Genomic DNA, 25,544 nt, shown 5'->3' on the forward strand with positions numbered 1-25,544 from the left:
AAAAATGCACACGAATATGGTACTGGTGCCCAGAAGAGGACTCGAACCTCCACGCCTTGCGGCACACGGACCTGAACCGTGCGCGTCTACCAATTCCGCCATCTGGGCACAGGATTGGAAGGCGCGGATGTATAGGGCGAGGGCACGCGCGTCAACGGGGTGTCTGCGCAACATTTGCCGGAGTGCTGCGGCCGACCGGGTGGAACCGGATTGCAGGATCCGAACCCGCCCCGGGCCGGAGAAGTCATCCCGGCTGACCCTGCACACAAGCTGCACATCTTCGGACCCGCGCCCTGCATCCGGGACAGGCCACAGACGGCTTCAGAGGCGAATGCACAGCCGGCTTTCTGAAGATCTGGATGCCGGGGATGAATGGTGCCGCTAAGGTGACTTGAACACCTGACCCTCGCATTACGAATGCGATGCTCTACCAGCTGAGCTATAGCGGCTTAGACCATTCGAAGGCCCGCCTCATACCGGCAGACGCCCCGTTTCGCAAGCCGGTTTTGCCGTTCCGGACGCCGCTGGGTCAGTCGTCGTCCGGTGCGTAGTCGAGCGGGGGGGTGAGCGGCCGGTCCGGCGCCTTCGGCTTCGGCGGTTCGTCCTCTTCCGGCCCCGGCAGCGCCAGCACGCGGCCGGCTTCCAGCTCACGGCCATAGGTTTCGTAGCGCGGATGGATGAGGTCGCCGACATCGCCGAACGCATAGACGAGCCGGGCCCAGCCGGCCTTGTCGAAATCGAAGGCACTGCCCTTGGGGTCGATGTCCGACCAGTCAGGCTCGCGCGAGGCCGAGACGGCCATGCGGCCCCAGCGATTGGCCTCGCCCATGTCGCCATAGCCTTTCAGCGCCCGCTCCATCAGCAGGCAGAGCCGCGCGGTGGGGTTTTCTTCCACCAGCAGGGCCAGCGAGCGGATCGCGCCGACCCAGTCGGCCTTGTCCATCGCGATCTCGGCGGCGAGGATGCGGCTTTCGCGATGGGTCGGGTTCATGTTGATCAGGGCCTGCAGGCGCCCGGCAATGTTCGCGGCGGTGTCCTGCGGCACGAGGCGGCGGGCGAGCTGTGCGAGGGCCGGATGCGGGCGCGCCTTCCAGCCGAGTTCCAGCACGCCCTGCGCCGGCTTTGGCTTGCCATCCGTCATCAGGGCGCGCGCACCATGGAAGGCGGCTGGCGGGAACGCCGGGGCCGACCGGATCGCTTCGGCGAGCGCCTTCTGCGCGTCGACCTTCCGGTCATGCGGCAGGCCGACCGCGCGGGCCGTGTGCAGCACGGCGCGACGCCGGCGCAGGCTGTCGCCACTGATCATGCCGCGCTTTTCGCCGAGGGAGAGCGTCTCCAGCGCCTTCTCCCACTCCCCTTTCGAGACTTGTAAGTCGAACAGGGAATTGAACGGCCAGTCGGCGGACGACTTGAGCGCGAGCGCTTCCCGGGCACGGGATTCCGCGGTCAGCTGGTCACCGCGTTCGGAGGCTGCCGTCGCCGCCCCGCGCAGGCCCGCGAGCTGTCCGCCCGGCAGGCGCGTCAGCTGGCCCCAGGCGCGTTCGGCCCCGGCCCAGTCATTGTTCGCTTCGGCGGCCCGCGCCTCCAGCAGCAGTTTCAGCCGTTCGTCCTCGGCATGTTTCGCCGCCTTGCGGGCGAGCTTCAGCGCCGCATCGGCATCGCCTGCCTCGGCGGCGAGCAGGCCTTCGGTCAGCGCCGAGTTCGCCTTGCGCGCCTGCGCCCGTTTCCGCGAGCGGCCGATCCGGCCAGGCAGGACAAACAGGCCACTGATGATCCACCACAGCGCCGCGATCAGTGCACTGAGGAAGACAACGCCCAGCGCCGCAAGGCCGGACTTGATGCGCACTTCTTCCTGGCCCACCGGCACGGTGACTTCGCCCGGCAGTGTGTAGGCCCACCAGCCCACCGCCAGCATGGCAACGAACAGCAGGAGGAAGACGAGGAAAACGATGATGCGATTCATTGGCTGTCGGTTCCCCCTTCCGCCAGGACGCGGCGCAGCGTTTCCAGCGACGTTTCGAGACTGATGCGCCGCTTTGCCCCGTCCGTCCATGCGGCCATCGCGTCGGCCGGCGGCCCGGTCAGCTGGCCGACATAGGCGACCGCGCCGGAGAGGTCTTCATCCTGCAGGGCATCCTCGGCGCGCGACAGGATCGCATAGGCATCCTCATCGCTGCCGTCGGCCTTGCGCACGGTGACGGCGCCGCCGAACACGCGGTTGAGCCAGCCATATCTGCCGGCTTCTTCCTCCGGCACCACTTTGCGGGCCTTTTCGCTCACCTCTGCAAAGTCCTGCGTCAGGGCGCTCAGCGTCGGCGCGCCGGTGGAGGCGACCGGCCCCAGCATCCGCACCGCATCGAGCTTCGGCAGCGCGGCGCGCAGGGCCCGGTAATCGGTCTCGAAGGGAAGGCCCCGGCGCGAGGCCGCCTCGATACCGGAGAGGGCCAGCGCCGCTTCAGCGAGCGCATTGGCAGAGGCCGCTTCGGCCCGCGCGTCCGCCTCGCCGGTGCGCACATTCTGCAGCACACTGGCGAGCGCCGCATCCGGCCCTGCATTGCTCGCCATGTCGGCGCGGAGTTCCGCGAGTTCGGCTTTCAGCTCCACGATGCGGATCGGGTCGACCCCTGCGGGCCGGGTTTCAAGCTGGTCGAGGCGGCCCGACAGGGCGGCGACGGCCCGGCTCAGCGCGTCGGCCGAGACACTTTCGCCGGCCGGTACGGATTCGAGCGCCTTCAGGCGTGCTTCTATGCCGGTGAGGTCGACCTTGCCGCCTGCGGCAGACGCTGCGTCCACCCGGCGGCCGAGCGCGGCGATCTGGTTGGCGAGGTCATCGGCGGCTGCGCTGCCCGTTTCCAGTGCGTCGAGCCGCGCGGTCAGGGCGCCGAGATCCGCCGGCGCCTGCGCCGCAGATGCCTTGCCGCCCGGCAGCACCCGGTCGAGGCCCGCGCCGATGACGCCGCCGCCAAGCGCTGCCAGCACGCTGAGCAGGCCCGCGCCGATCCAGCCGGGCCCGGACGCCCCCGGCTTGCGGCGGGCGCCTGACGTCTCGGGCGCGTCGGCCGGTTCGAAATGGGCATCGATCGGCTCTGTCGAGCTGACGGGGGGTTCGGGGGAAGATTCGTCGGTCATCTGCGACTGGTTTACCGCGAACGCCGGGGCAAAGGAACCGGTCGTCTCAGGCGCCCTTTCCGGCGGTTGCGAGCGCCTCCAGCAATGCGTCCTCGTTCGGGGCGGCTGCCGTGACGATGGCTGCGGCGCCCTTGCCGTCCAGCGGGGCTGCTGCCGCCGCCGAGATCGCGACCACGACCACCCGCCCAAGGTCTGCACACACGCCTGCAAACGCCGCCGCGCCCCTGGCGGAATGCACCAGCACATAGCACGGGCCGGACGCCAGGGCGGTGCCGGCGGCGGGCGTCAGCGTTCGCGCCGGCCGCGTTTCATAAAGCGCCAGAAATTGCGCGCCGAGCCCCGCCGCCTTCAGCCGCGCGACGAGATCGCCCGCCGCCGCCTCATTGGCGACATGCAGGATGCCGCGCGTCCCGGCGGGCAGCACGGCGATCATGTCACCCGCCAGCGCGACGGCATCGCCGCTGCCCTCATGCACATCCGGAAAGCCCGCCGCCCGTGCCGCGTCCGCCGTCGAGGGGCCGACGCACCAGGCCCTGCCCGCGCGCCAGTCCGTCGCATCCGCAAAAAACCGCACGCCATTGGCGCTGGTGAAAACGATATGCGCAATGCCGGTCAGGTCCGGCGTCATGCCGGGAAGGGCCGCAAGCTCCAGCATCGGCGACCGGATCGCCGTGACGCCCATCGCCTCAAGCCGCGCCATGGTTTCCGAGGCGCCTGGCTCGGCGCGGGTAACGATAACGGGGCCGCTCACCATGTCTCGCGGAAGGCGGGCATCTTGCTGCCGGCCTGGCGCCGCACGATGCGGGCGATTTCCTTGCCCAGCGCTTCAAGCTGCACGTCGGTTGCGCCCTTGCGGCAGAGGCCTTCGGCGCTCCAGCGCATGGCCCCGTCCATGGACAGCACTTCGCCAACCAGTTTCCAGTCTTCGCCTTCATCGAACATGTGCGCGGCAATCGGCGTGCGGCACGATCCGTCGAGCGCCAGCAGGAAGGCCCGTTCCGCGATTGCCGCCTCATAGGTCGCCTGATGGTTCAGGCTACGGACGATCTCCAGTGCTTCGCTGTCCATGTCGTCGCGCACCACGACGCCGATGATGCCCTGCGCGGCAGCCGGCAGCATGTCGGTCAGCGGGATCGGATGCGCGACATCCTGCATGCCGAGCCGCGTCAGCCCCGCCATGGCAAGATAGGTCGCGTCCGCCAGCCCCTCTTCCAGCTTGCGCATGCGGGTCGCGACATTGCCGCGGAAGGTGACGATTTCGAGGTCCGGGCGCAGGGCCCGGGTCTGGGCTTCCCGGCGCAGGCTCGCCGTGCCGACCTTCGCGCCTTCCGGCAGATCCTTCAGGCTTGCCGCATGCGGCGACAGGAAGCCGTCGCGCGGGTCTTCCCGCTCGGGGAAGGCCGCAAACACCTGCCCCTCGACCAGCACCGACGGCACATCCTTCAGGCTGTGCACGGTGAGGTCCAGCTCACCCCGGCTGAGAGCGGCGTCCAGTTCCCGCGTGAACAGGCCCTTGCCGCCGGAATTGATCAGCCGCTCGGTCGTCAGCTGGTCGCCGGACGTGGTGAACGTCACGATCTCGCCCTTCATGGCACCGCCGGAATTCGCGTCGATGGCGGCGGCGACATGGTTGGCCTGGTACAGGGCGAGCGGCGACCCGCGGGTGCCGATACGGAGGATGCGTGGCTCAGTCATGCCCCTCCCCTAGCCGGACTGAAGCGGCTTGCCAATTGACACAGGGCCGCGGAATGAGGATACAGAGTTTTATCGTTTTTCGAGAAATCCCCATCCGGAGACCCCCCATGATCAGAACCGCCGTTTCAGCGCTGGCGCTGGCGTTCGCCCTGACTGCCTGCGGCAAGCCTGCCGCCCCTGCCGCCACCCACCAGGTCACGGCCGAAGAGCAGGCCGAGATCAGCAAGCAACTGAACCAGTTTTTCGACGAGAAATACGAGGAAATGCTGCAGATGAGCCCGCTGCAGCTGACTTTCCTCGGCCGCAAGGACAAGAACGACCAGATCGACTGCTTCACGCTGGAATGCCAGGACGAGCAGCTGCAGATGACCCTCGCCGCCGTCGACGAGATGAAGTCGAAATTCAACTATGACGACCTCTCCGACGCCGACAAACTGTCCTGGGACATCCTCATCTACATGACGGAGCGGGCGCAGGAGTCCGCGAAGTACCGCTATAATGGTTTCGTCTATGATCAGATGAACGGCCCGCAGGGCTTCATCCCGCAATTCCTGATCCAGTTCCACACCGTCGACACGCCGGAAGACATGGCCGCCTATGTGAACCGGATCCGCGAATCGGCCCGCGCCCTCAACGAAGCCACTCTTGTTGCGAAAGAGTCCGCCGCCCGCGGCGTCCACGCCCCGAAGTTCGCTTATGAAGGCGTGATCGACCAGGCGACCAAGGTCATCTACGGCGCGCCCTTCACCGATGGCGAGGACAGCGCGATCTATGCCGACGTGAAATCCGAACTTGCCACGCTCGTCGCCGACGGAAAGATGACCCAGGAAGAAGCCGACGCGATGGAGGCCGATGCGGTCTCCGCCCTCAAAGACGAATTCATGGGCGCCTATTTCAACATCATCGCGTTTGCGACCGAGGACATGGCGAACTCGCCGGATTCCAACCAGCCGGTCGGCGCCTACCTCCAGCCGGACGGCGAAGCCTATTACAATGACCGCCTGAAGCAGATGACGACGACGGCGCTGACGGCCGACGAGATCCATGAACTCGGCCTCTCCGAGGTCGCCCGCATCCGCGGCGAGATGGAAGCCATCAAGACGCAGGTCGGCTACGAAGGCACGCTCAACGAATTCTTCGACATGCTGCGCGATTCGAAAAACGACGAGCGCTTCTACTATCCGGACACGGACGAAGGCCGCCAGGCCTATATCGACGACGCCACAGCCGTCATCGAGAACATCAAGACCAAGCTGCCGGACTATTTCGGCATCCTGCCTAAGGCCGACATCGAGGTGAAGCGCGTCGAAGCCTTCCGCGAGCAGCCGGGTGCCGCCCAGCACTACTTCCCCGGCACGCCGGACGGCTCGCGCGCTGGCATCTATTACGCCCACCTCTCCGACATGACCGCGATGCCGAAGCGCGAGCTGGAAGTGATCGCCTATCATGAGGGCATCCCCGGCCACCACATGCAGATCTCGATCGCGCAGGAGCTGGAAAACGTCCCGCAATTCCGCACCCAGGCCGGCTTCACCGCCTATGTCGAAGGCTGGGCGCTCTATTCGGAATGGCTGGCCAAGGAATTCCCCGGCACCTATCAGGATCCGTACTCGGAATTCGGCCGCCTCGGCTCTGAAATGTGGCGCGCCATCCGCCTCGTCGTCGACACGGGCCTCCACTCCAAGGGCTGGACCGAGGAACAGGCCGTCGAATACTTCAAGGACAATGCCGCCATCACCGACGCGCAGGCCCGCTCCGAAGTGCGCCGCTATATCGTGATGCCGGGCCAGGCCACGGCCTACAAGATCGGCATGATCAAGATCCAGGAGCTGCGCAAGAAGGCCGAGACCGAGCTTGGCGACAAGTTCGACATCAAGGCCTTCCATGACACCGTGCTCGGCGGCGGTGCCCTGCCGCTCGACCTGCTCGAGCGCCGCGTCGACCAGTGGATCGCGGAAGTCAAGGCATCCTGATCGACTGACGCCCGACGGGCGGCGACCTTGGGGCAGGGCTTGCCAAGCGCAGGCCCTGCCCTACGCTTTTGGGGCAAGCTTTCAGGAGCGCCCCATGGACCTCGCCTTCAGCCCCGAGATCGAAGCCTTCCGCGCCGATGTGCGCCGCTGGTTCGAGTCCGAATTCCCGAAAGACATCATCCGGAAATACAAGGCCGGCGCGCCCCTGACGACCGGAGACGTCCGCCGCTCCGAAATGGCATTGGGCGCAAAGGGCTGGCTCGCCACCGCCTGGCCGGAGGACTATGGCGGCCCCGGCTGGGGGATCGAGGAACAATACGTCTTCGACGAGGAACTGGAACGCGCCGGTGTGCCCACCGTCACCCCGATGGGCGTCATCTATGTCGGCCCGGTGATCTATACCTTCGGCTCCGACGCGCAGAAACAGCGCTGGCTGCCCGGCATCCGCGACGGCTCGGTCGGCTGGGCGCAGGGATATTCCGAACCCGGATCAGGCTCCGACCTCGCCTCGCTGCAATTCAGCGCGAAACTTGAAAACGGCACCTACACGCTCAATGGCCACAAGATCTGGACCTCCGCCGCCCAGCACGCCGACTGGATCTTCCTCCTCGCCCGCACGTCTCAGGAAGAGAAGAAACAACAGGGCATCAGCTTCATCTGCTGCCCCCTCGACGCGCCCGGCGTGACGGTGAAGCCGATCATCACCATCGACGGCAACCATGTCCTGAACGAGGTCTTCTTCGAAGACGTGAAAGTGCCGGAGGAAAACCGCATCGGCGAGGCCGGCATGGGCTGGACTTATTCGCAATACCTGCTCGGCTTCGAGCGCACCTCTTACGCCCGGATCGGCGGCAAGCGCGAAATGCTGCGCCATGTCCGCGAAGTCGCGACCGCCACGCCGGACGGCGGCGGCGCGCGCCTGATCGACGATGCCGGCTTTGCCCGGCGTCTGGCGGAAGCGGAAATGGCCGTGGACGGACTGGAAATGACCGTCTTTCGCATCCTCTCGGCGCTGGCGCAGGGCGGCTCGCCGGGCGATGCGGCCTCGACGGTCAAGATCCTCGCCACCGTCACCCACCAGCAGATCACGGAACTCATGGTCGATGCGGCCGGCGCGTTCGCCCAGCCGCACATATCGTTCTGGTCCCAAATGAATGATCCCGGCGGGTCGCCCGGCCGGGATCTCTCAACCTATTTCGCGGGCCGGGCCCAATCGATTTATGGCGGCACCAACGAGATTCAGCGCAACATCATCGCACGCAAAGTATTGGGGCTTTAGTTGCAGCCGCACCCACCGCCCGGCGGACGCGGGGGCGGACGGCGGGTCACGCGCTTGACCTTCTTGTTGAAGGTAAAGGCCGATGCCGAGGACTGCAGGACGCCGGAGAAGCGCGTGCGGTCTTCAAAGATGAAGCCGCCACCACCGCCATAATAGCCGCTGCCGATGGACGAGCCGACGCCGCCATTGAAGCCGGAGAAGTCATAAACCGCGGCCGGCGGCGGGGCGACCACACGGGTCACGGTCGGCGGCGTAACGGTACGCGTCACGGTCCGGGTGACGACCGGGCACACGAAGCGGCCGTGATCGTCGAAATAGCCCTTGCCGCTTTCGCAATAGGGCTGGGCTTTCAGCGGGGTCGGTCCGCGCACGGGCTTCACAGGCTTGCCGTCGGCAAGCGCAGGGGCTGCAAACAGTGCCGAAGCGAGCGCAAGGCTGACCAGAATGTTCCGTTTCGACATGGTTTTCCCCTTTGAAGGCGTGGTTCGCGTCGATTTTCACCTCACAACGCAACCCTGAGGCCAGTTTACCATGCCAGTTAGGCAAAGCGGGGCGCTCAGGGCAAACGGCTTAACCCAGCGCGGGAACCGCGACCTTCCGTCTCGCCTCAGAAATCGTAGGCGATGCCCTTGCGTTCCCAGTCGCCGAACCGGGTCGGCTCGATCCGGGTCGGCCCGCCCTGCTCGTCGTCCGGAAGTGCCGCGGAATCTGCGGCTTCCGCCGCCTTGCGGGCATCGGCCTCGGCCAGGGCACGCTGCGCCGCTTCCGGCAGGGCGGCACGCCTGGCGGCTTCTTCCGCAGGCAGATCAGCCATGACCTTTCTGTTATCCGCGCTCATCGGGACTTCCCCATTCATTAACGCTCGCCATATAGGGTACCGGGTTCCGGAATCATCCCTTCCGCTCCCCTGTTAACGGAGTTTTCTGCCCATGGGCACCCTCAAGACCTTCATCCTGCTGGCCGTGCTGACCGCCCTGTTCATGGGTGTCGGTTATCTCGTGGGCGGCGTGCCCGGCATGGCCATCGCCTTTGTCGTGGCCTTCCTGATGAATGTGTTTTCCTGGTGGAACTCCGACAAGATCGTGCTGCGCATGCAGGGGGCGCGCGAGATCGACCCGGCAAGCGCCCCGCCCGTGATCCGCACCTTTGCCAATGACGTGAAAAAGCTCGCCGACCGGGCAGGCCTGCCGCCGCCGCGCATCTATATCATCGAGACGCCGCAGCCGAACGCCTTTGCCACCGGCCGCAATCCTCAGCACGCCGCCGTCTGCGCAACGACGGGCCTCCTCTCCATGCTGAACCGCGAAGAGGTCGCCGGCGTGATGGCGCACGAACTCGCCCACGTGCAGCACCGCGACACGCTCACCATGACCGTGACCGCTACCATTGCCGGCGCCATCGGCATGCTTGCCAACTTCGCCTTCTTCTTCGGCGGGCGCGACGGTGAACGCGCCAATCCGATCGCCGCCATCGCCGTGATGATCTTCGCCCCGCTCGCCGCCGGCCTCGTCCAGATGGCGATTTCCCGCTCGCGCGAATACGAGGCGGATCGTCTCGGTGCGGAAATCTGCGGCAACCCGCTCTGGCTCGCCTCGGCGCTTGAGAAGATCGAACGCGGCGCCCGATCCACCATGAACATCCCGGCCGAGCGCGCCCCCGCCATGGCGCACATGTATATCGCCAACCCGCTGAACGGGCGCGGCGCCGACAATCTCTTCTCCACCCATCCGGCCACCGCCAACCGGGTCGAGGCGCTGCGCCGCCTCGCCGCCGAAATGGGTGTGACCTCGGCCCCGGCCTCCCCGGCGGCCCGCCGCGAAGCCGGCCCGTGGGGCTGAGCCGTTGAGCGGAGCGACCGTCCGGCGGGCTGCCGCCGATCTCCTCGTGCTGACGCTCGAAAAGCGCCGCACGCTGGACGAAGCCCTCACCCTCTCAGATCCGTTCAACACGCTCGAAGGTGCCGACCGGGGATTTGCCCGCGCGATTGCCAGCGCCGCCCTTCGGGAGCTTGGCCGCATCGACCTTGCGCTGGAGCCGCTGCTCACCCGCCCCATCGAAGCGGTCAGCCCGGCGGTGCGCGCCCTGCTCCGCGTCGGCGCGGTCCAGCTCTGGCGCCTCGGCACGCCGGAACATGCCGCCGTCTCCGAAACGGTCGAATCCGCAAAGGACTGGCCGGAGGCCCGCTCGGGCGGGAAGTTCCTGAACGCGGTCCTGCGCCGCGCCGCGCGCGAACCGGCCGATCTCGACGCCCTGCCCGCCACCGCCATCTGGCCGGACTGGCTGCAGGCCGCGATGGAGGAAAGCCTCGGGCCGGAGCGCGCCGAGCGGGCCGCCCGCGCCCAGCTCCGCGAACCCGCGCTGGACCTCACCGCGAAATCCGATCCCGCCGCCGTCGCCCGCCTGACCGGCGGCACCGTCACCGCCTCCGGCAGCGTGCGCCTCGGGACCGGCACAGTGGAGGCCCTTCCCGGCTATGACACCGGCGACTGGTGGGTGCAGGACGAAGCCGCCGCCCTGCCGGTCAAGGTGCTTCTGGCCGGCGCTGAGGGTCAATTTAAGTCAACGCAGTCCACCCCGGAAGTCACGCTACGGGCCCTCGATTTGTGCGCTGCGCCGGGCGGCAAGACGCTGCAGCTCGCCGCGGCGGGTCTTGCCGTCACCGCGCTCGACCGCTCGAAACCGCGCCTCAAACGGCTTGAGGAAAACCTCGCCCGCACCGGGCTTTCTGCTGAAATCATTGCAGATGACGCCGAGACCTGGCGCCCGGCCGAGCCGGCTGACCTCGTCCTCCTCGATGCCCCCTGCTCCGCCCTCGGCACCCTCCGCCGTCATCCTGAAGGCGCCTGGACCAAGCGCGAAACCGATGTCGCCCGTTTCCCGGATGTGCAATATCGGCTACTGAAAGCCGCCCACGGCATGGTCCGTCCCGGCGGCATGCTCGTCTATTGCGTCTGCACGCCGCTGCGCTCCGAAAGCGCCGATGTCGTTAACCGTGTGATCGCCGACGGGCTCTACCGCCGTGTGCCGGTGACCGCCGCGGAAACCCCCGGATTTAACCACAGCCTCACCGCCGAAGGTGACCTCGTCACGGTGCCGGAAGACGGCGCCGAACATGACGTATTCTTCATATCGCGCCTCACGCCAATGTGAGCGAAATCGTGCTAGTGCCTTGAAATTGCCGCCTCGGGTTCATCCACCATTCAGGGATAAACGCCGAAAATAGCCCAATCAAACGTGCAGGGAGCACTGACTGAAATGACTATGGTTTCCACCCTCCGCGCCTCCACCGGCAAGCTTGCCGCGGGCACCTTCCTGGCGCTCAGCCTCGCCCTCGCAGGCTGCACCACCAATTCCGGCGTCGGCACCGCGTCCACGCGCTCCGTCGGCCAGGCCTCGACCGTCTACCAGGGCACGGTGACCTCCGTGCGCGAAGTGACGATCCGCCCCGACAACTCGATCATCGGCGCGGCAACCGGCGCGGTCCTCGGCGGGCTTGCAGGCTCCGAACTCGGCGGCGGCGACAAGGCCCAGACCGCTGGCGCCATCGGCGGCGCGGTCCTCGGCGGCATGGCCGGCAACGAAGCCGGCAAGGCGGTTGGCACCAAGAAGGGCTTTGCCTACATCGTCCGCTTCTCCAGCGGCGAAGTGAAAGAGATCATCCAGGGCGCCGATGTCTACATCGCGCCGGGCACCCCGGTCGACATCATCGCCGGTGCCGATGGCTGGAAGCTGATCCCGGCCGGCGCATACTAAGGCCTGTACGCCGCGTACACGCGCAAATTGGACAGCCGGCCGCCTTGTGTGGCCGGCTGTTCCCATTTAGGGAGACTCCATGCGTCCGGTGCTGATTTCCCCCTCCATCCTGTCGGCTGATTTTGCGTGTCTTGGCGAGGAAATCCGCGCCATCGACGCGGCCGGCGCCGACATGATCCACATTGACGTGATGGACGGCCATTTCGTGCCGAACCTCACCTTCGGCCCTCCGGTCATCGAGAAGCTCCGTCCGCACACGAAAAAGCCCTTCGACGTGCACCTGATGATCGCGCCGGTGGACCCTTTCATCCATGAATTCGCCAAGGCCGGCGCCGACATCCTGACCGTGCATCCGGAGGCAGGCCCGCACCTGCACCGCACGCTACAGGCGATCCGCGCGGCCGGCATGCGCCCCGGCGTCGCCCTCAATCCCGCCACGCCCGCCAGCGTGGTCCAGCCGGTCATCGGCGACATCGACCTGATCCTCGTCATGTCGGTCAATCCGGGCTTTGGCGGCCAGGCCTTCATCGAAAGCCAGCTTGCCAAGGTCGAGGAATTGCGCCGCATGATCGACCAGTCGGGCCGCGACATCATTCTCGAGATTGACGGCGGCCTGAACGCAGAGACGGCCCCCCGCGCCATTGCCGCGGGCGTTACCGCCATCGTCGCCGGTTCGGCCGTATTCAAGGGCGGCCCGGCGGCCTATGCCGGGAACATCCGCGCGTTGCGTCCGGGTGTGCACGCTTAGAGTCAGGAAGGTCGGCTTCGGGTGTCAGGTGGAGACAGCCATTCCCTCGCTGATCGGGCCCGTTCCGGCGCCGAAGACGCGGCGCTGTGGCGGCGCTTCCGCGGCACGGCCGGGGAAGACGTCAAGATCGGTGCCCTGCAGCGCCTGAAACAATCCGCGCCCGCGCCGGTCCGGTTCGCCCTTCACCTGCCGGACCTCGTGCCGCCGGACATGCTGCGCGGCGAGGCGCTGATGAAGGGTGTCTGGCGGTTCGGCATGTCGCGGATGACGCTGTCGCCCGACGAAGACCCCTGGAACGTCACGCTGCCGTCCAAGCATGTCGCCGACCGGCTGCACCGGTTTGCCTGGCTGCCGGACCTCTTTGCGCAGGGCGCGGACGCCGGCCAGCGCGCCCGCGCTCTGGTCGACGCCTGGATTGCCCAGCACGGCAATTTCAATGGCTTTTCCTGGCGGCTGGAACCGACGGCGGTGCGTCTCTGGAACTGGCTGCGCTGCGGCGAGGATCTGTTCGAAACCGGCACCGAAGCAGCCTGCCGGCAGCGGCTCGACTCTTATGCCCGACAGGTCCGCTATCTAGCCGAACTGGCCGATACCGCGGTCGACCCGAAGGCGCGCTGGAACGCAGCCGTGGTCCTGGTCGCCCATGCGGCCTGCTTCAATGATGCTCCGGCGCTCGGACCGGCGCTCGACCGGCTGGATGCCGAATGCACCGCGCAGATCCTGCCAGATGGCGGACATGTCAGCCGGGCCCCGTCGCGCACGCTGAACTGCCTCCTGCAGCTGCAGAGCCTCGAGGCACTGCTGGAACGCGCCGGCCATGGCGTCCCGGAGTTTTTCGGCAAGTGGATCCCGCGCATGGGGGCGATGGTCGCCTTCTTCCAGGTGCCGGACGGTGCCCTCAATCCGTTCAATGACGGGGACGAATCGCGGCCGGAAGTGGTGGATGCCGCCTTGTCGCGCCTGCCTGCCCCACCCCGGAAGTTCACCTTTGCTCCGAAATCCGGCTTTCAGAAACTGGAGAAGCATGGCCTCCGGCTGGTGCTCGACTGCGGCGAGGCACCCGGCCAGCCCTTCGGCGATCTCGCCCATGCCGGGGCCCTCGGCTTCGAGCTTTCGGACGGGGCCAGCCGCATCGTCACCTCCTGCGGCTTCAGCTCGGAAGTGAATGTCGACTGGCAGGCCGCCGTCCGCCGCACCAGCGCCCATTCGACGCTGATCCTTGCCGGACGCGACTCGGCCGTTTTCACCCTGAACGAGGAAACGCGGCTGCAGTCGGCCAGCGGGCCGGAAGGCATTTCCGCCAAGCGGTTGGAGGAGTCGGACGAGATCTGGCTTGACGCCCAGCATGGCGGCTACAAGGCATCAAACGGCCTCCTGCACCGTCGGCGCCTGTTCATGGCGGCCAGCGGACACCGTCTTGCCGGCGAGGATTCGCTCGTGCGCCCGATCTCCCAGCCCCCCGCGGAAGACCGCAAGCACATTAATTTTGAGATACGTTTCCATCTGCATCCCACAGTGACAGCAATGATGAGCAAGGATGCAATTCGCCTTTTATGCGATAATGGGGCTGTATGGCGTTTCAAAACGAGTCATGAAGGGGCAAGACTTGAGCGGACGGCGTATCTCGCCAGCGGTGTTGTGGAACGACCCGAGCAGATCGTCATAGCGGGGTTTGCGGATCCGAACAGCGATGGACAGGAACCGCCAAACTGCATCCGCTGGGCCTTTGTGAAGGAAGCGACTGCATGACACCACAGCGCGCAGCCCGGCGAGCCATTGCCCTGACACTGGGGTTCGATCTCGCCATCGCGGCCGCGGCGATGGTCCTGTCGAATCTGATTGTGTGGTGGGTGGTCGAAAACCGTGAACCGTTCGAGTTTCTGCCCGCCCTGGTCAGCGTCCTGGTCTTCGTCCTGTCGGCCGCAGTCAGCATTGTGGTCCTCAAGGTGCACACGCAGGTCTGGCGTCACATGGGATGGCCGGACGCCGTGCGCCTGGCACAGGCAGTGGCCCTGGCCGGCCTGGTCTACCTGCCCTTCGCCGCCATGTTCAGCCGCCCGCTGGCCGAGCCGTGGACCGTCCTGCTGACGGCACTCCTGTTGTGGACGATGAGCCTGTTCCTCGGCCGGATGATTGCGCTCTCGCGCTCCACGCACCAGCCGCTGCAGATCTTCACGCCCGTCGCCCGGAATGCCCAGCCGGTCCTGCTCGTGGGCGACGCGACCAACTGCGCCGCCGTGATCCGCAGGCTTCAGGCGCCATCGCAGATGCAGAACCTCCGCATACTCGGCCTCATTGATGTCGAGGGCAACGATCCTGGCCGGGCCATTCGCGGCGTCCCGATCTTCGGCGGGATCGGCGAACTCGCCAATGTCATCGACGTCCTCACGGTCCGCTACGGACAGACCCCCTGGGTCGCGGTGACCGGCAAGGCGCGCCGCCGCAAGATCATGATGCAGATTCTCGAGGTCGCCTCGGAGCGCGGCGCGGCCATCATGGCGCTCAATCCGGACGAAACGGCGCAGGTGACCGAGCGCATCCGCCCGGCCGACCTGCTCGCCCGCCCGGAACGCATGCTGGACATCAACCCGGTGCGCGACCTGGTGGAGGATTCGCGCGTCCTCGTCACCGGCGGTGGCGGCACGATCGGCTCGGAACTCGCCCGCCAGGTCGCCGGCCTGAAGCCGGAAAGCCTCACCATTCTCGATTCCTGCGAGTACAATCTCTACGCCATCGACCTTGAGCTGCGCCGGGCAGCACCGGACGTCGCCTTCAGCACCCGCCTCGGCGATGTGCGCGATGCGAGCCGCGTGCGCGACGTGTTCCAGAGCGTCCAGCCGCAGCTTGTCATCCACGCCGCCGCGCTGAAACATGTGCCGCTGATGGAGCGCAATGTCTGCGAGGCCATCCTCACTAATGTGGCCGGCGCCGTGAATGCCGCCCGCGCCGCCGCCGCCGTGGGCGCCAAGCGCTTCGTCTTCATCTCCACCGACAAGGCGGTGGAGCCCGATAACGTCATGGGCGCCACCAAGCGCCTCGCCGAAATCGCGATTTCCCACATCACGGCCGAGACCGGCATGGCCGCCGCCATGGTCCGCTTCGGCAATGTCCTCGGCTCGTCCGGTTCGGTCGTGCCGCTGTTCGAGAAACAGATCGCCGAGGGCGGCCCGGTCACGCTGACCGATATGGGCGTCACCCGCTATTTCATGACCGTGGAAGAAGCCTCCGCCCTCGTCCTGCAGGCCGCCGCGCTGCAGCAGGAAAAGAGCCGGTCTGAGCTCTACGTCCTCGACATGGGCGAGCCCATGGCCATCCTCCAGCTCGCCGAGACGATGATCCGCCTCAAGGGCCTTGTCCCCGGCGTCGACATCCAGATCACCGAAACGGGCCTGCGCGAGGGCGAGAAGCTGCACGAGGCGCTGACCTATGAGCATGAGGCGGTGATGAACACGCCAGTCGACGGCGTGCTGAAAGTCACGAGCCATCCACCCTCCTCCGAACTCTTCGACAAGCAGCTCGCCGCCCTGATCGAGGCGGCCTCCCGCCGCGACCGGTCGGAGGCCCTGCGCCTGCTCGGCGCGATGGTGCCGGAATATGGCGAACGGCGCGGCGACAAATCCTTCAGGCACATCGCTTGACGCCCTGCCCTGCCGTGCTACCCCGCGCGGCAAAAGCAGCCTGGAGATTCCCCGATGTCAGACGCCGCCAGCGGTTCGCCCGTCCGCATCCGCCGTGCCCTTCTGTCGGTGTCCGACAAGACCGGTCTTGTTGAGCAGGCGAAGAAACTCGCCGCGATGGGCGTCGAACTCGTCTCCACCGGCGGCACGTCGAAAACGCTGAAAGAGGCAGGCCTCGCGGTGAAGGACGTTGCCGACCTCACCGGCTTTCCGGAAATGATGGATGGCCGTGTGAAAACCCTTCACCCGGCCGTGCATGGCGGCCTGCTCTATCTCCGCGACAATCCTTCCCACGTGAAGGACGCCGAGACCCACGGCATCGGCGCCATCGACCTCATCTATGTCAATCTCTACCCCTTCGAAGCCACCGTCGCCTCCGGCGCAGACTTCGAGACCTGTATCGAGAATATCGATATTGGCGGCCCGGCCATGCTGCGCGCGGCGGCCAAGAACGGCGCCTTTGTCGCCGTCTGCACCGATGGGGGCGACGTCGACAAGGTGCTGGCCGAAATGGAAGCAAGCAAGGGCGAAGTCTCCGTCGCCCTCTGCCGCAAGCTCGCCGCGAAAACCTATGCCCGCACCGCCGCCTATGACGCCGCGATCTCCGGCTGGTATGCCCGCCAGCTCGGCGAGGAAGCCCCCGACTGGGCCGCCATTGGCGGCAAGCTGCAGCAGAGCCTTCGCTATGGCGAAAACCCGCACCAGAAGGCCGCCTTCTACGTCACCGGCGAGAAGCGCCCCGGAGTTGCCACGGCACGGCAACTTCAGGGCAAGGAGCTTTCCTACAACAACATCAACGATACCGATGCGGCCTATGAGCTGATCGGCGAACTCGGCGCCGAAACGCCGGCCGTTGCCATCATCAAGCACGCCAATCCCTGCGGCGTGGCGCAAGGCGCCAATATCATCGAAGCCTACCGCGCCGCCCTCGCCTGCGACTCGACCTCCGCCTTCGGCGGCATCGTCGCGCTCAACCGTCCGCTGGACGAGGCGACCGCACAGGAAATCTCGCAGATCTTCACCGAAGTCGTCATCGCCCCCGGCGCCGATGCCGCGGCCGAGGCCGTCTTCGCCAGGAAGAAGAATCTCCGCCTGCTGATCACCGAAGGCCTGCCGGACCCTGCCGCCGCGGGCATCTTCCTGAAAACGGTCGCCGGCGGCTTCCTGATGCAGGACCGCGACTTCGGCCGCATCACGAAGGCTGACCTGAAGATCGTCACGAAAAAGGCCCCGACCGAGCAGGAACTTACCGACATGCTGTTCGCCTGGCGCGTCGCCAAGCATGTGAAATCCAACACCATCGTCTATGCGAAAGACGGCGCGACCGTCGGCATCGGTGCCGGCCAGATGAGCCGCATCGACTCTGCCCGCATCGCCGCCCGCAAGGCGGAAGACGCCGCCGAGGCCGCCGGCTGGGCAGAGCCGAAGACCAAGGGCTGCGTCGCCGCCTCGGACGCTTTCTTTCCGTTCCCGGACGGCCTCTTGCAGGCTGCCTCCGCCGGGGCCACCGCCGTGATCCAGCCGGGTGGCTCGATCCGCGACGACGAAGTCATCGCCGCTGCCAATGAGGCCGGTCTCGCCATGGTGTTCACCGGCATGCGCCACTTCCGGCACTAGATGGGCCCGGTGCGCACCCTCCTGCTCGCCGCCGCCGTGCTGACGGTCAGCGCCTGCAACCGCGCGGCGCTGCCGGAAGCGGAATTCATGCATCGCCTCTCGGCCCTCTGCGGAAAGGCGTTTGAAGGCCATGTCGCCAGCGATGACCCGCAGGATGACACCTGGCGCAGCCAGACGATCATCATGCATGTGCGGTCCTGTTCGGACGACGAAATCCGCATCCCGCTGCATGTCGGCGACGACCGCTCCCGCACATGGATCATCCATCGCGAAGACGGCCATCTTGCCCTGCATCATGCGCATCGCCATGAAGACGGCAGCTTCGACCCCCTCAGCGGCTATGGCGGCAACCGGGACGACCGATTCAGCGGCAGCCGCATGAACTTCCCCGCCGATGAAGCGACAAAGACCCTGTTCGACGCGGAAGGTATCCCTCAGTCGAAGGACAATGTCTGGGCCATTGAAGTGCGGCCCTCGCATAGCCTGTTCGCCTACGAACTGGAGCGCCCCGGCCGTTTCTTCCGCCTCGAATTCGATACGTCGAAGCCAGTGCCCGCTCCCCCTGCCCCATGGGGCGGTGACTGACCGGAATCATGCCGATGAGCACGGATGGCCATTATCTCGCAGTCTTCTACAGCGACAAGACCGGCCCCCAATGGCAGGCCTGGTATGCCATGACCGCTGAGGAAAAGCGGGCCGCGGCGGAGCTTTTCGCCGACCATCCCCACTGCACGATCTTTCCCTGCCACAGCGTCGACATCATGCCCCTCCTCGGCCCCGCGCCGGACGCGTGAGGACAGAGACAAGCCTTATCCCACCCCACTTCTGTCATCCCGGAATTTGCGCAGCAAATAGCCGGGGCCGTATTTGTGGTGTGCGCACACCAGCCGCAAGGCCCCGGATCAACGCGATGTGTTTGCCCGCATGACAGGGGCGGACGGACTCAATCCGGCAGGCCATCGATGCGCGGCACACTGCCCGAACGATGCACCCAGGCCTCAAACCCTATTTCGATCATGTCTGGCCACTGTTCTGGCCGTGGCTGATCTGGAATCTTGTCCGCTTTGCCAGATGGCATGAGCGCACGGGCCTCAATGCGCTGCTCGCCGTCGACTGTTTCGGCAACATCCGCATCACCATGCTTTGCGATCTGCCGCCTGCGGAGGATCTGTATGTGTATGACGCGCCTGAAGTGCCGCGCTGGGAGCGGCTGGCAATTCAGCCCCTCTCCCTCGGGAGAGGGGTTGGGGTGAGGGGTCAAGGCATTGCGGCAAGCGCTGCTCGCGCCGAATCTCCGTCGCCCCTCATCCCCACCCCCTTCTCCCAGGGGAGAAGGGGCCAACTCCCCCGCGCCCCTCCGGAGCCTTCCCGGAGCCTCACCGTAGGATTTTCCGGAGCCCTGCCGCCCGCGCGCGCCCCGCCGCACAGAATCCAACTCTCCGCAGATACCTGCGAAAGCAGGTATCCATCTCCCGATGGCGCCTCATGTGCTTCGGGGAATGGCAGGGGTCTGCGGGAAATGGACGGCAACCCAAACTCCCCCACCGGACGGCACCCGCCGCTCCGGCCGCAAATGCTGCCTACAACCTGAAGCGCCCTTCAATCACCGTCACCGCACGCCCGATCAGCTTCACACGGTCCCCTTCAAGGCGCGTGTCGATGAAGCCGCCCCGGCCCGGATAGGCCTGGAAGCACCGCAGGAACGTCTTACCGAACCGCTGGCTCATCACGCGGGCCAGCATGGTGTGCCAGCTGCCGGTCGCCGGGTCTTCGTCGATGCCGCTGCCGGGTGCAAAGAACCGGCTGGTCACGTCCACGCCGTCTCCGCCTGCGGCAAAGCAGCCGAAATTGCCCCGGTCCCAGCCCTCGCCCGGCACGCCGAGATCCTTCAGGGCTTTCAGGTCCGGCTTCAGGGCTTTCACCTTGTCCGCCGTCTCGAACCGGGCGGCATAGAACATCCCGCCCCACGCCTGAACCGGCCGCGCGCCAAGCGCTTCAGAGACTTCATCCGTCACCGGAATTTCCGTCACGGGGCCGCAAGGAAAATCCATTTCCAGCCGGCCATCCTCAAGCCGTCGAACCGTGAGCCGCCCGGACTTCACCGTATCGAAGCCGATCACTTCGCCCGAAAATCCCAGCTCATTATACAGGACATGCGCACTCGCCAGCGTCGCATGCCCGCACAACGGCACTTCCACAGCCGGCGTAAACCAGCGCAGCTTCCAGACGCCCTCGCCCGCCGGAACGATATAGGCCGTCTCGGCCACATTGTTCTCCGCCGCGATCGCCAGAAGCTCCGCATCCGGCAGGAATTCATCAAGCGGCATGACGCAGGCCTGATTGCCTTCAAAGGCTTTCGTGGCAAAGGCGTCGATCTGGTAGAAAGGCAAGTCCGGCATCACGGCCTCCAGAGTGGGCCGTTCCTCTGCCACAGATCGGTGCGCATCGGAAACGATGAATTCTGAAAGGCCGTTGAGCCGGCCTATTCGTCCTTGTCCAGCAGCCAGCCATGATGGACCGGGCCGTGACCATGGCCAAATCCCTTCGCCGCCCGGAGCGCGCCCATCAGATACTCCCTGCCCCGCTCGACCGCGTCAGGCACGCTCTCGCCCTGCGCCAGCAAGGCCGCAATCGCGGACGCCAGCGTGCACCCGGTTCCATGCGTCGAGGTCGTCTGGATGCGCGCGCTCTCGAAGATCCATTCCCCGGTCGTCGTCTGTAACACATCGACCACCTTGTTGCCGCCGAGATGCCCGCCCTTCACCAGCGCCCCATGAGCGCCAAGTTCCAGCAAACGGTCCGCTGCGCGCCTCTGTCCGTCTACGGACTCGACCGCCTTGCCGGTCAGCACTTCCGCCTCCGGCGCGTTCGGCGTGACGAGCCGCGCGCCCGGCACGAGTTCGGAGCGGATCGCGCCGACGGCTTTCTCGTTCACCAGCCGGTCGCCCGAGGTGGCCACCATGACCGGATCGATCACGCGCGGAATGATGATCGCCTTTTCGGCCAGACGCTCAGCGACGGCTTCGACCAGCTGCGCGGTGCCCAGCATGCCGGTCTTGACCGCATCGGCGCCAATATCCGCCAGCGTCACATCGATCTGGCGCAGTACGCCGTCAAGCGGCACCGGCCAGACGCCATGCACGCCCTTCGTGTCCTGTGCGGTGATCGCGGTGATCGCCGTCATGGCGTGACCGCCCAGCATGGTCACAGCCTTGATGTCTGCCTGGATGCCGGCCCCGCCGCCGGAATCGGACCCGGCAATGATCAGGACGCGGCCCCTCGGGCCTTCGGCCTCGGCCATGGATCAGACCTTGATTCCGGCCTTCTTCGCATCGGCGAGGAAAGTCTCGAGGCCCTTATCCGTCAGCGGATGATTGGCCAGCGTCTTGATCACCGACGGCGGCGCCGTCATCACATCCGCACCTGCCAGCGCCGACTGCTTGACGTGGTTCGGCGTGCGGATCGACGCGGCCAGGATTTCCGTGTCGAACAGGTAGTTGTCATAGATCTGGCGGATGTCCGCGATCAGCTCCATGCCATCGAGATTGATGTCGTCCAGGCGGCCGATGAAGGGCGAAATGAACGTCGCGCCGGCCTTCGCGGCCAGCAGCGCCTGGTTCGCCGAGAAGCAGAGCGTCACGTTGACCATCGTGCCTTCGCCGGTCAGCGTCTTGCACGCCTTCAGGCCGTCCCAGGTCAGCGGCAGTTTCACGGTCACGTTGCTGGCGATCTTCGCCAGCTTGCGGCCTTCCTTGATCATGCCGTCATAATCGGTCGCGACGACTTCGGCGCTGACCGGGCCTTCGACCAGGTCGCAGATTTCCTTGATCACTTCGGCAAACGGCCGGCCGGCCTTGGCGACCAGCGACGGATTGGTGGTCACGCCGTCGATGAGGCCGGTTGCGGCCAGTTCGGCGATCTCATCAGTGTTAGCGGTATCAACAAAAAACTTCATGGGTCAGATCCTTACAGAAGCCTCGAATCAAACGGAAGGGCGGCCGATGGAAGTATAGGCGAAGCCTTTGGCGGCCATGTCTTCCGGACTGTAGATGTTGCGCAGGTCCACGACAACATTGCTCTTGAGCGCCTTCTTGAGGCGGTCGAAATCGAGGGCGCGGAACTGGTCCCATTCGGTCACGATGACGAGCGCGTCTGCGCCCTCGGCGGCCTCATAGGCATTGGCGGCAAACTCGATGTCCTTCAGGAGGTGAGACGCCTCTTTCATGGCTTCCGGGTCGAACGCCTTGATCTTCGCGCCAGCTGCCTGAAGCGCCGGCAGGATGTCGAGGCTCGGCGCGTCGCGCATGTCATCGGTGTTCTGCTTGAAGGCGAGGCCCAGCACGCCGATCGTCTTGCCTTTCACATCGCCGCCCATCGCCGCGATGACCTTGGTCGCCATCGCCTTCTTGCGGGCGGCGTTGACCTCGACAACCGTGTCGACGATCCGCACGGGACTGTCATAATCGTTCGCCGTCTTCGTGAGGGCGAGCGTGTCCTTCGGGAAGCAGGAGCCGCCATAGCCGGGACCGGCATTCAGGAATTTCGAGCCGATGCGGCCGTCGAGGCCGATGCCACGCGAAACTTCCTGCACATTCGCGCCGACCTTTTCGCAGAGATCGGCCATCTCGTTGATGAAGGTGATCTTCACGGCGAGGAAGGCATTGGCGGCATACTTGATCAGCTCGGAGGTGCGGCGCGAGGTGAACAGGATCGGCGTCTCGTTGAGGAACAGCGGCCGGTAGAGTTCCTTCATCACCTGGCGGGCGCGCTCGTCATCGGTGCCGACGACCACGCGGTCCGGGATCTTGAAGTCCTTGATGGCGGCACCTTCGCGCAGGAATTCCGGGTTCGAGACCACGGCAAAATCGCCATCGGGACGCACCTTGCGGATGATCTCTTCGACTTCGTCGCCCGTGCCGACCGGAACCGTCGACTTGGTCACAACGACCGTGAAGCCGTCCATCAGCTGGGCGATCTCTTCTGCCGCTCCATAGACATAGGAAAGGTCCGCATGGCCATCGCCGCGGCGGCTCGGCGTGCCGACCGCAATGAAGACGGCATCGGCATCCTTGATCGCCTTGGCCGGGTCGGTGGTGAAGAACAGGCGCTCTTCCTTGACGTTCTTGGCGACCAGGCTGTCGAGGCCGGGCTCGTAGATCGGCATGATGCCGTTTTCGAGCTTTTCGATTTTGGTGACGTCCTTGTCGACGCAGGTCACGACGTGGCCGAAATCGGCAAAACACGCACCTGAAACCAGGCCGACATAGCCCGTACCGATAACTGCGACACGCATGGGGGAAACCTCAGAACACTTGGGCCGGAAAACTCGCTGGAGGGGTGCGATTTTTGTGCCGCAAGGTCAAGAGCCGAGGACCGCCCGGCTGAATTTGATTCAGCTTGACTCTCCGGCTTCACAGGAACAGGATCAAAACATGAACAAACGGAGGGGCGCATGGCTGCAATCACATTTTACACAAACCCCATGTCGCGCGGCCGCATCGCACGCTGGATGCTTGAAGAAACGGGCGCGCCCTATGATGTGACCTACCTGTCCTATGGCGGAACAATGAAAGGGCCGGATTATCTGGCCATCAACCCGATGGGAAAGGTTCCGGCCATCGTGCATGGGGACCAGACCGTCACTGAATGCGCGGCGATCTGCGCCTATCTGGCCGACGCTTTTCCGGCGGCCGGACTGGCGCCGCCAACCGACAAGCGCGGGGCCTATTATCGCTGGCTGTTCTTCGCGGCCGGCCCGGTCGAGTCGGCGGTCACGAACCGGTCGATGGGTTTCACCGTTCCAGGCGACCGCAAGATGATGGCAGGCTATGGCGATTTCGACGACATGTATTCGACGCTCATCAAGGCCGTGTCGGACACGCCCTATATCTGCGGCGATCAGTTTACCGCTGCGGACGTCTATGTCGGCTCGCAGGTCGGCTGGGGCCTGCAATTCGGATCGCTGCCGGCGCATGACGCGCTGGCTGCCTATTTCGCACGGCTTGAAAACCGCCCCGCGCGCCTGAAAGCAGCGGCGCTCGACGATGCCGCCATGGCCGAGCAAGGGCCGACCCCTCCGGGTTGACCCCTGCCCTGCCGTCGCCCCGCTAGAGGCGGGTCAGATTTCCTGGTTGTAGGCGCCGACTTCGGGATGCTTGCCGAGGCGCGGCTTCACTTCCTTGTGGAAGAGATCCTTCATGTCGGCATCGCTGGCCATGGATTCGACCACAACGACCAGTTCCGGCTTGTTGGACGAAGCGCGCACCAGCACCCAGGAGCCGTCTTCCAGCGTCACGCGGGCACCGTTGACCGTGTTCACGTCGATGACCTTCCGTCCAAGGATTTCCGTGCCGTGGAGGCCTTTGTATTCCTCGACCATCTTGTCGACGATGCCATACTTGGTCTCGTCGTCGCAGTGCGGCGACATGGTGAGCGAGGTATAGGCCACGCCCAGTTCGCCTTTCAGGTCCGCCATGGTCTTGCCGGGGTTGCGATCCAGCATCTGCAGCACGGCCTTGGCGGCGGTCAGGCCGCAGTCATAGCCGAGCCCGATTGGCGGCCGGAAGAAGAAGTGGCCGGATTTCTCGAACCCGGCGAGCGCGCCGAGCTCCGTCGTGCGACGCTTGATGTAGGAATGGCCGGTCTTGTAATAATCAACCGTCGCGCCGTTGGCCTTCAGCACCGGATCGGTCTTGTAGAGACCGGTCGATTTCACGTCGACGACGAATTTAGCATCCGGATAGATCTTCGACAGATCGCGGGCCAGCATCAGGCCGATCTTGTCGGCGAAGATTTCCTCGCCCGTATTGTCGACGACGCCGCAGCGGTCCCCGTCCCCGTCGAAGCCGAGCGCCACATCGGCGCCGAGCTCCTTCACGGCTTTCGCCATTTCATGCAGCATTTCTGCATCTTCCGGGTTCGGATTGTATTTCGGGAACGTGTTGTCGAGATTGCAATCCATCTCGATCACGTCGGCGCCCATGGCGCGCAGGCAGTCGCCGGCGAAGGCACCGGCCGTGCCGTTGCCGCAGGCTGCAATCACGCGCAGCGGGCGCGATAGTTTCACACCGTCGACGATCGAGGCGATATATTTCTCCCGGATACCGTCGACACGGTAATGCTTGCCGCCGGCGCGCTCGACAAAGGCGCCACCCATGACGATTTCCTTCAGGCGGCCCATTTCTTCCGGGCCGAAGGTCAACGGCCGGTTGGCGCCCATCTTCACGCCCGTCCAGCCATTTTCATTGTGGCTGGCGGTCACCATCGCACAGCAGGCAGCGTCCAGTTCGAACTGGCTCCAGTAAACCATCGGCGAAAGCGCAAGGCCGACATCCATCACTTCGCAACCGCCCTGAGTGAGGCCGAGGATCAGCGCGTTCTTGATCGGCTGGCTGATTGAGCGGAAATCATGGCCGGTCACAACTTTCGGCTCGACACCCAGTTCGTGGAACAGCGTCGCCATGCCGAGACCGAGGGCCTGCACGCCGGTCAGGTTCAGTTCCGGTGCCTTCTCCTTGCCGATACTGTTGAACCACCAGCGGGCATCATATTCGCGGAAGCCGGTCGGCTTCACCAGCGGCAGGACTTCGAATTCGAATGTATTGGGCGCGAGGTCGGCGCGGGGTTTGGGCATCATGTCGGGATCTCCGGCGTTTCGTGCGGGTCTTGAACAC

23 protein-coding genes and 2 tRNA genes are annotated in these 25,544 nt (G+C 65.6%); 12 read left to right on the forward strand and 13 right to left on the reverse strand.

Annotated features, from left to right (window positions below):
- Positions 1–23 precede the first annotated feature (23 nt).
- From R3C13_RS04660 to hemC, 6 genes are all read right to left on the reverse strand, one after another.
- Positions 24–108 (reverse strand) — tRNA-Leu (locus R3C13_RS04660).
- A 265-nt stretch (positions 109–373) separates the two neighbouring features.
- Positions 374–449: transfer RNA gene (locus tag R3C13_RS04665), tRNA-Thr, on the reverse strand.
- Between the two features lie 80 nt (positions 450–529).
- Entirely contained in the window at positions 530–1,963 is a 1,434-nt protein-coding gene (locus R3C13_RS04670; RefSeq protein ID WP_371309649.1) for a heme biosynthesis protein HemY, read from the reverse strand.
- Positions 1,960–3,129 (reverse strand): COG4223 family protein, encoded by a 1,170-nt coding sequence (locus R3C13_RS04675; protein WP_371309650.1) that lies wholly within the window; start codon positions 3,127–3,129, stop codon positions 1,960–1,962. The genes R3C13_RS04670 and R3C13_RS04675 overlap by 4 nt, the downstream gene beginning before the upstream one ends.
- Before the next feature lie 46 nt (positions 3,130–3,175).
- Positions 3,176–3,880 (reverse strand): uroporphyrinogen-III synthase, encoded by a 705-nt coding sequence (locus R3C13_RS04680; RefSeq protein WP_371309651.1) that lies wholly within the window; start codon positions 3,878–3,880, stop codon positions 3,176–3,178.
- A complete protein-coding gene (hemC, locus tag R3C13_RS04685) occupies positions 3,877–4,824 on the reverse strand; it encodes a hydroxymethylbilane synthase (protein WP_371309652.1) in 948 nt (315 codons plus the stop codon). The genes R3C13_RS04680 and hemC overlap by 4 nt, the downstream gene beginning before the upstream one ends.
- A gap of 107 nt (positions 4,825–4,931) precedes the next feature.
- Here hemC and R3C13_RS04690 point away from each other — a divergent pair, with 107 nt between their 5' ends.
- Positions 4,932–6,797 carry a DUF885 family protein gene (locus R3C13_RS04690; protein ID WP_371309653.1) on the forward strand — a complete coding sequence of 622 codons (1,866 nt, stop codon included), beginning with the start codon at positions 4,932–4,934 and terminating at the stop codon, positions 6,795–6,797.
- Between the two features lie 94 nt (positions 6,798–6,891).
- Positions 6,892–8,076, forward strand: a complete 1,185-nt coding sequence (locus R3C13_RS04695) for an acyl-CoA dehydrogenase family protein (RefSeq protein ID WP_371309654.1) — start codon at positions 6,892–6,894, stop codon at positions 8,074–8,076.
- Here R3C13_RS04695 and R3C13_RS04700 read toward each other — a convergent pair.
- Positions 8,073–8,537, reverse strand: a complete 465-nt coding sequence (locus R3C13_RS04700) for a hypothetical protein (RefSeq protein ID WP_371309655.1) — start codon at positions 8,535–8,537, stop codon at positions 8,073–8,075. The genes R3C13_RS04695 and R3C13_RS04700 overlap by 4 nt on opposite strands.
- A gap of 146 nt (positions 8,538–8,683) precedes the next feature.
- Positions 8,684–8,890: a DUF1674 domain-containing protein gene (locus R3C13_RS04705; RefSeq protein ID WP_371309656.1), complete on the reverse strand. Its 207-nt coding sequence runs from the start codon at positions 8,888–8,890 to the stop codon at positions 8,684–8,686.
- 115 nt (positions 8,891–9,005) lie between these two features.
- Between R3C13_RS04705 and htpX the strand changes: the two genes are divergently transcribed.
- The 9 genes from htpX to R3C13_RS04750 all read left to right on the forward strand — a co-directional run bounded on the left by htpX (position 9,006) and on the right by R3C13_RS04750 (position 18,665).
- Positions 9,006–9,914: a zinc metalloprotease HtpX gene (gene htpX / locus R3C13_RS04710; protein WP_371309657.1), complete on the forward strand. Its 909-nt coding sequence runs from the start codon at positions 9,006–9,008 to the stop codon at positions 9,912–9,914.
- 4 nt (positions 9,915–9,918) lie between these two features.
- Complete coding sequence (locus tag R3C13_RS04715; protein ID WP_371309658.1) at positions 9,919–11,226, forward strand: RsmB/NOP family class I SAM-dependent RNA methyltransferase; 1,308 nt, start codon at positions 9,919–9,921, stop codon at positions 11,224–11,226.
- Between the two features lie 111 nt (positions 11,227–11,337).
- Positions 11,338–11,829, forward strand: a complete 492-nt coding sequence (locus tag R3C13_RS04720) for a glycine zipper 2TM domain-containing protein (protein WP_371309659.1) — start codon at positions 11,338–11,340, stop codon at positions 11,827–11,829.
- A gap of 79 nt (positions 11,830–11,908) precedes the next feature.
- Entirely contained in the window at positions 11,909–12,577 is a 669-nt protein-coding gene (rpe, locus tag R3C13_RS04725) for a ribulose-phosphate 3-epimerase (protein WP_371309660.1), read from the forward strand.
- Between the two features lie 21 nt (positions 12,578–12,598).
- A complete protein-coding gene (locus R3C13_RS04730) occupies positions 12,599–14,326 on the forward strand; it encodes a heparinase II/III family protein (RefSeq protein WP_371309661.1) in 1,728 nt (575 codons plus the stop codon).
- A complete protein-coding gene (locus tag R3C13_RS04735; protein WP_371309662.1) occupies positions 14,323–16,215 on the forward strand; it encodes a polysaccharide biosynthesis protein in 1,893 nt (630 codons plus the stop codon). The genes R3C13_RS04730 and R3C13_RS04735 overlap by 4 nt, the downstream gene beginning before the upstream one ends.
- Before the next feature lie 54 nt (positions 16,216–16,269).
- Positions 16,270–17,871: a bifunctional phosphoribosylaminoimidazolecarboxamide formyltransferase/IMP cyclohydrolase gene (gene purH, locus R3C13_RS04740; RefSeq protein WP_371309663.1), complete on the forward strand. Its 1,602-nt coding sequence runs from the start codon at positions 16,270–16,272 to the stop codon at positions 17,869–17,871.
- Positions 17,872–18,456 carry a hypothetical protein gene (locus R3C13_RS04745; protein WP_371309664.1) on the forward strand — a complete coding sequence of 195 codons (585 nt, stop codon included), beginning with the start codon at positions 17,872–17,874 and terminating at the stop codon, positions 18,454–18,456.
- A 14-nt stretch (positions 18,457–18,470) separates the two neighbouring features.
- On the forward strand, positions 18,471–18,665 hold the full coding sequence (locus tag R3C13_RS04750; protein ID WP_371309665.1) for a hypothetical protein: 195 nt from the start codon (positions 18,471–18,473) through the stop codon (positions 18,663–18,665).
- A 786-nt stretch (positions 18,666–19,451) separates the two neighbouring features.
- On the opposite strand, the gene R3C13_RS04755 is transcribed toward R3C13_RS04750, so the two are convergent.
- The 4 genes from R3C13_RS04755 to R3C13_RS04770 form a co-directional block, all read right to left on the reverse strand.
- Positions 19,452–20,270: a PhzF family phenazine biosynthesis protein gene (locus R3C13_RS04755; protein WP_371309666.1), complete on the reverse strand. Its 819-nt coding sequence runs from the start codon at positions 20,268–20,270 to the stop codon at positions 19,452–19,454.
- A gap of 83 nt (positions 20,271–20,353) precedes the next feature.
- The gene (gene thiD, locus R3C13_RS04760) at positions 20,354–21,172 is read right to left on the reverse strand and encodes a bifunctional hydroxymethylpyrimidine kinase/phosphomethylpyrimidine kinase (RefSeq protein ID WP_371309667.1); all 819 of its coding nucleotides are present in this window, start codon (positions 21,170–21,172) and stop codon (positions 20,354–20,356) included.
- A gap of 3 nt (positions 21,173–21,175) precedes the next feature.
- A complete protein-coding gene (gene fsa, locus R3C13_RS04765) occupies positions 21,176–21,826 on the reverse strand; it encodes a fructose-6-phosphate aldolase (RefSeq protein ID WP_371309668.1) in 651 nt (216 codons plus the stop codon).
- 27 nt (positions 21,827–21,853) lie between these two features.
- Positions 21,854–23,164 (reverse strand): UDP-glucose/GDP-mannose dehydrogenase family protein, encoded by a 1,311-nt coding sequence (locus R3C13_RS04770; protein WP_371309669.1) that lies wholly within the window; start codon positions 23,162–23,164, stop codon positions 21,854–21,856.
- A 159-nt stretch (positions 23,165–23,323) separates the two neighbouring features.
- On the opposite strand from R3C13_RS04770, the gene R3C13_RS04775 reads away from it, so the two are divergent.
- The gene (locus R3C13_RS04775) at positions 23,324–23,956 is read left to right on the forward strand and encodes a glutathione S-transferase family protein (RefSeq protein ID WP_371309670.1); all 633 of its coding nucleotides are present in this window, start codon (positions 23,324–23,326) and stop codon (positions 23,954–23,956) included.
- Positions 23,957–23,989: 33 nt separating this feature from the next.
- On the opposite strand, the gene R3C13_RS04780 is transcribed toward R3C13_RS04775, so the two are convergent.
- On the reverse strand, positions 23,990–25,504 hold the full coding sequence (locus tag R3C13_RS04780) for a phosphomannomutase/phosphoglucomutase (RefSeq protein WP_371310116.1): 1,515 nt from the start codon (positions 25,502–25,504) through the stop codon (positions 23,990–23,992).
- Positions 25,505–25,544: the final 40 nt, after the last annotated feature.

Source organism: Hyphomonas sp. (assembly GCF_041398385.1).
Taxonomy (GTDB): domain Bacteria; phylum Pseudomonadota; class Alphaproteobacteria; order Caulobacterales; family Hyphomonadaceae; genus Hyphomonas.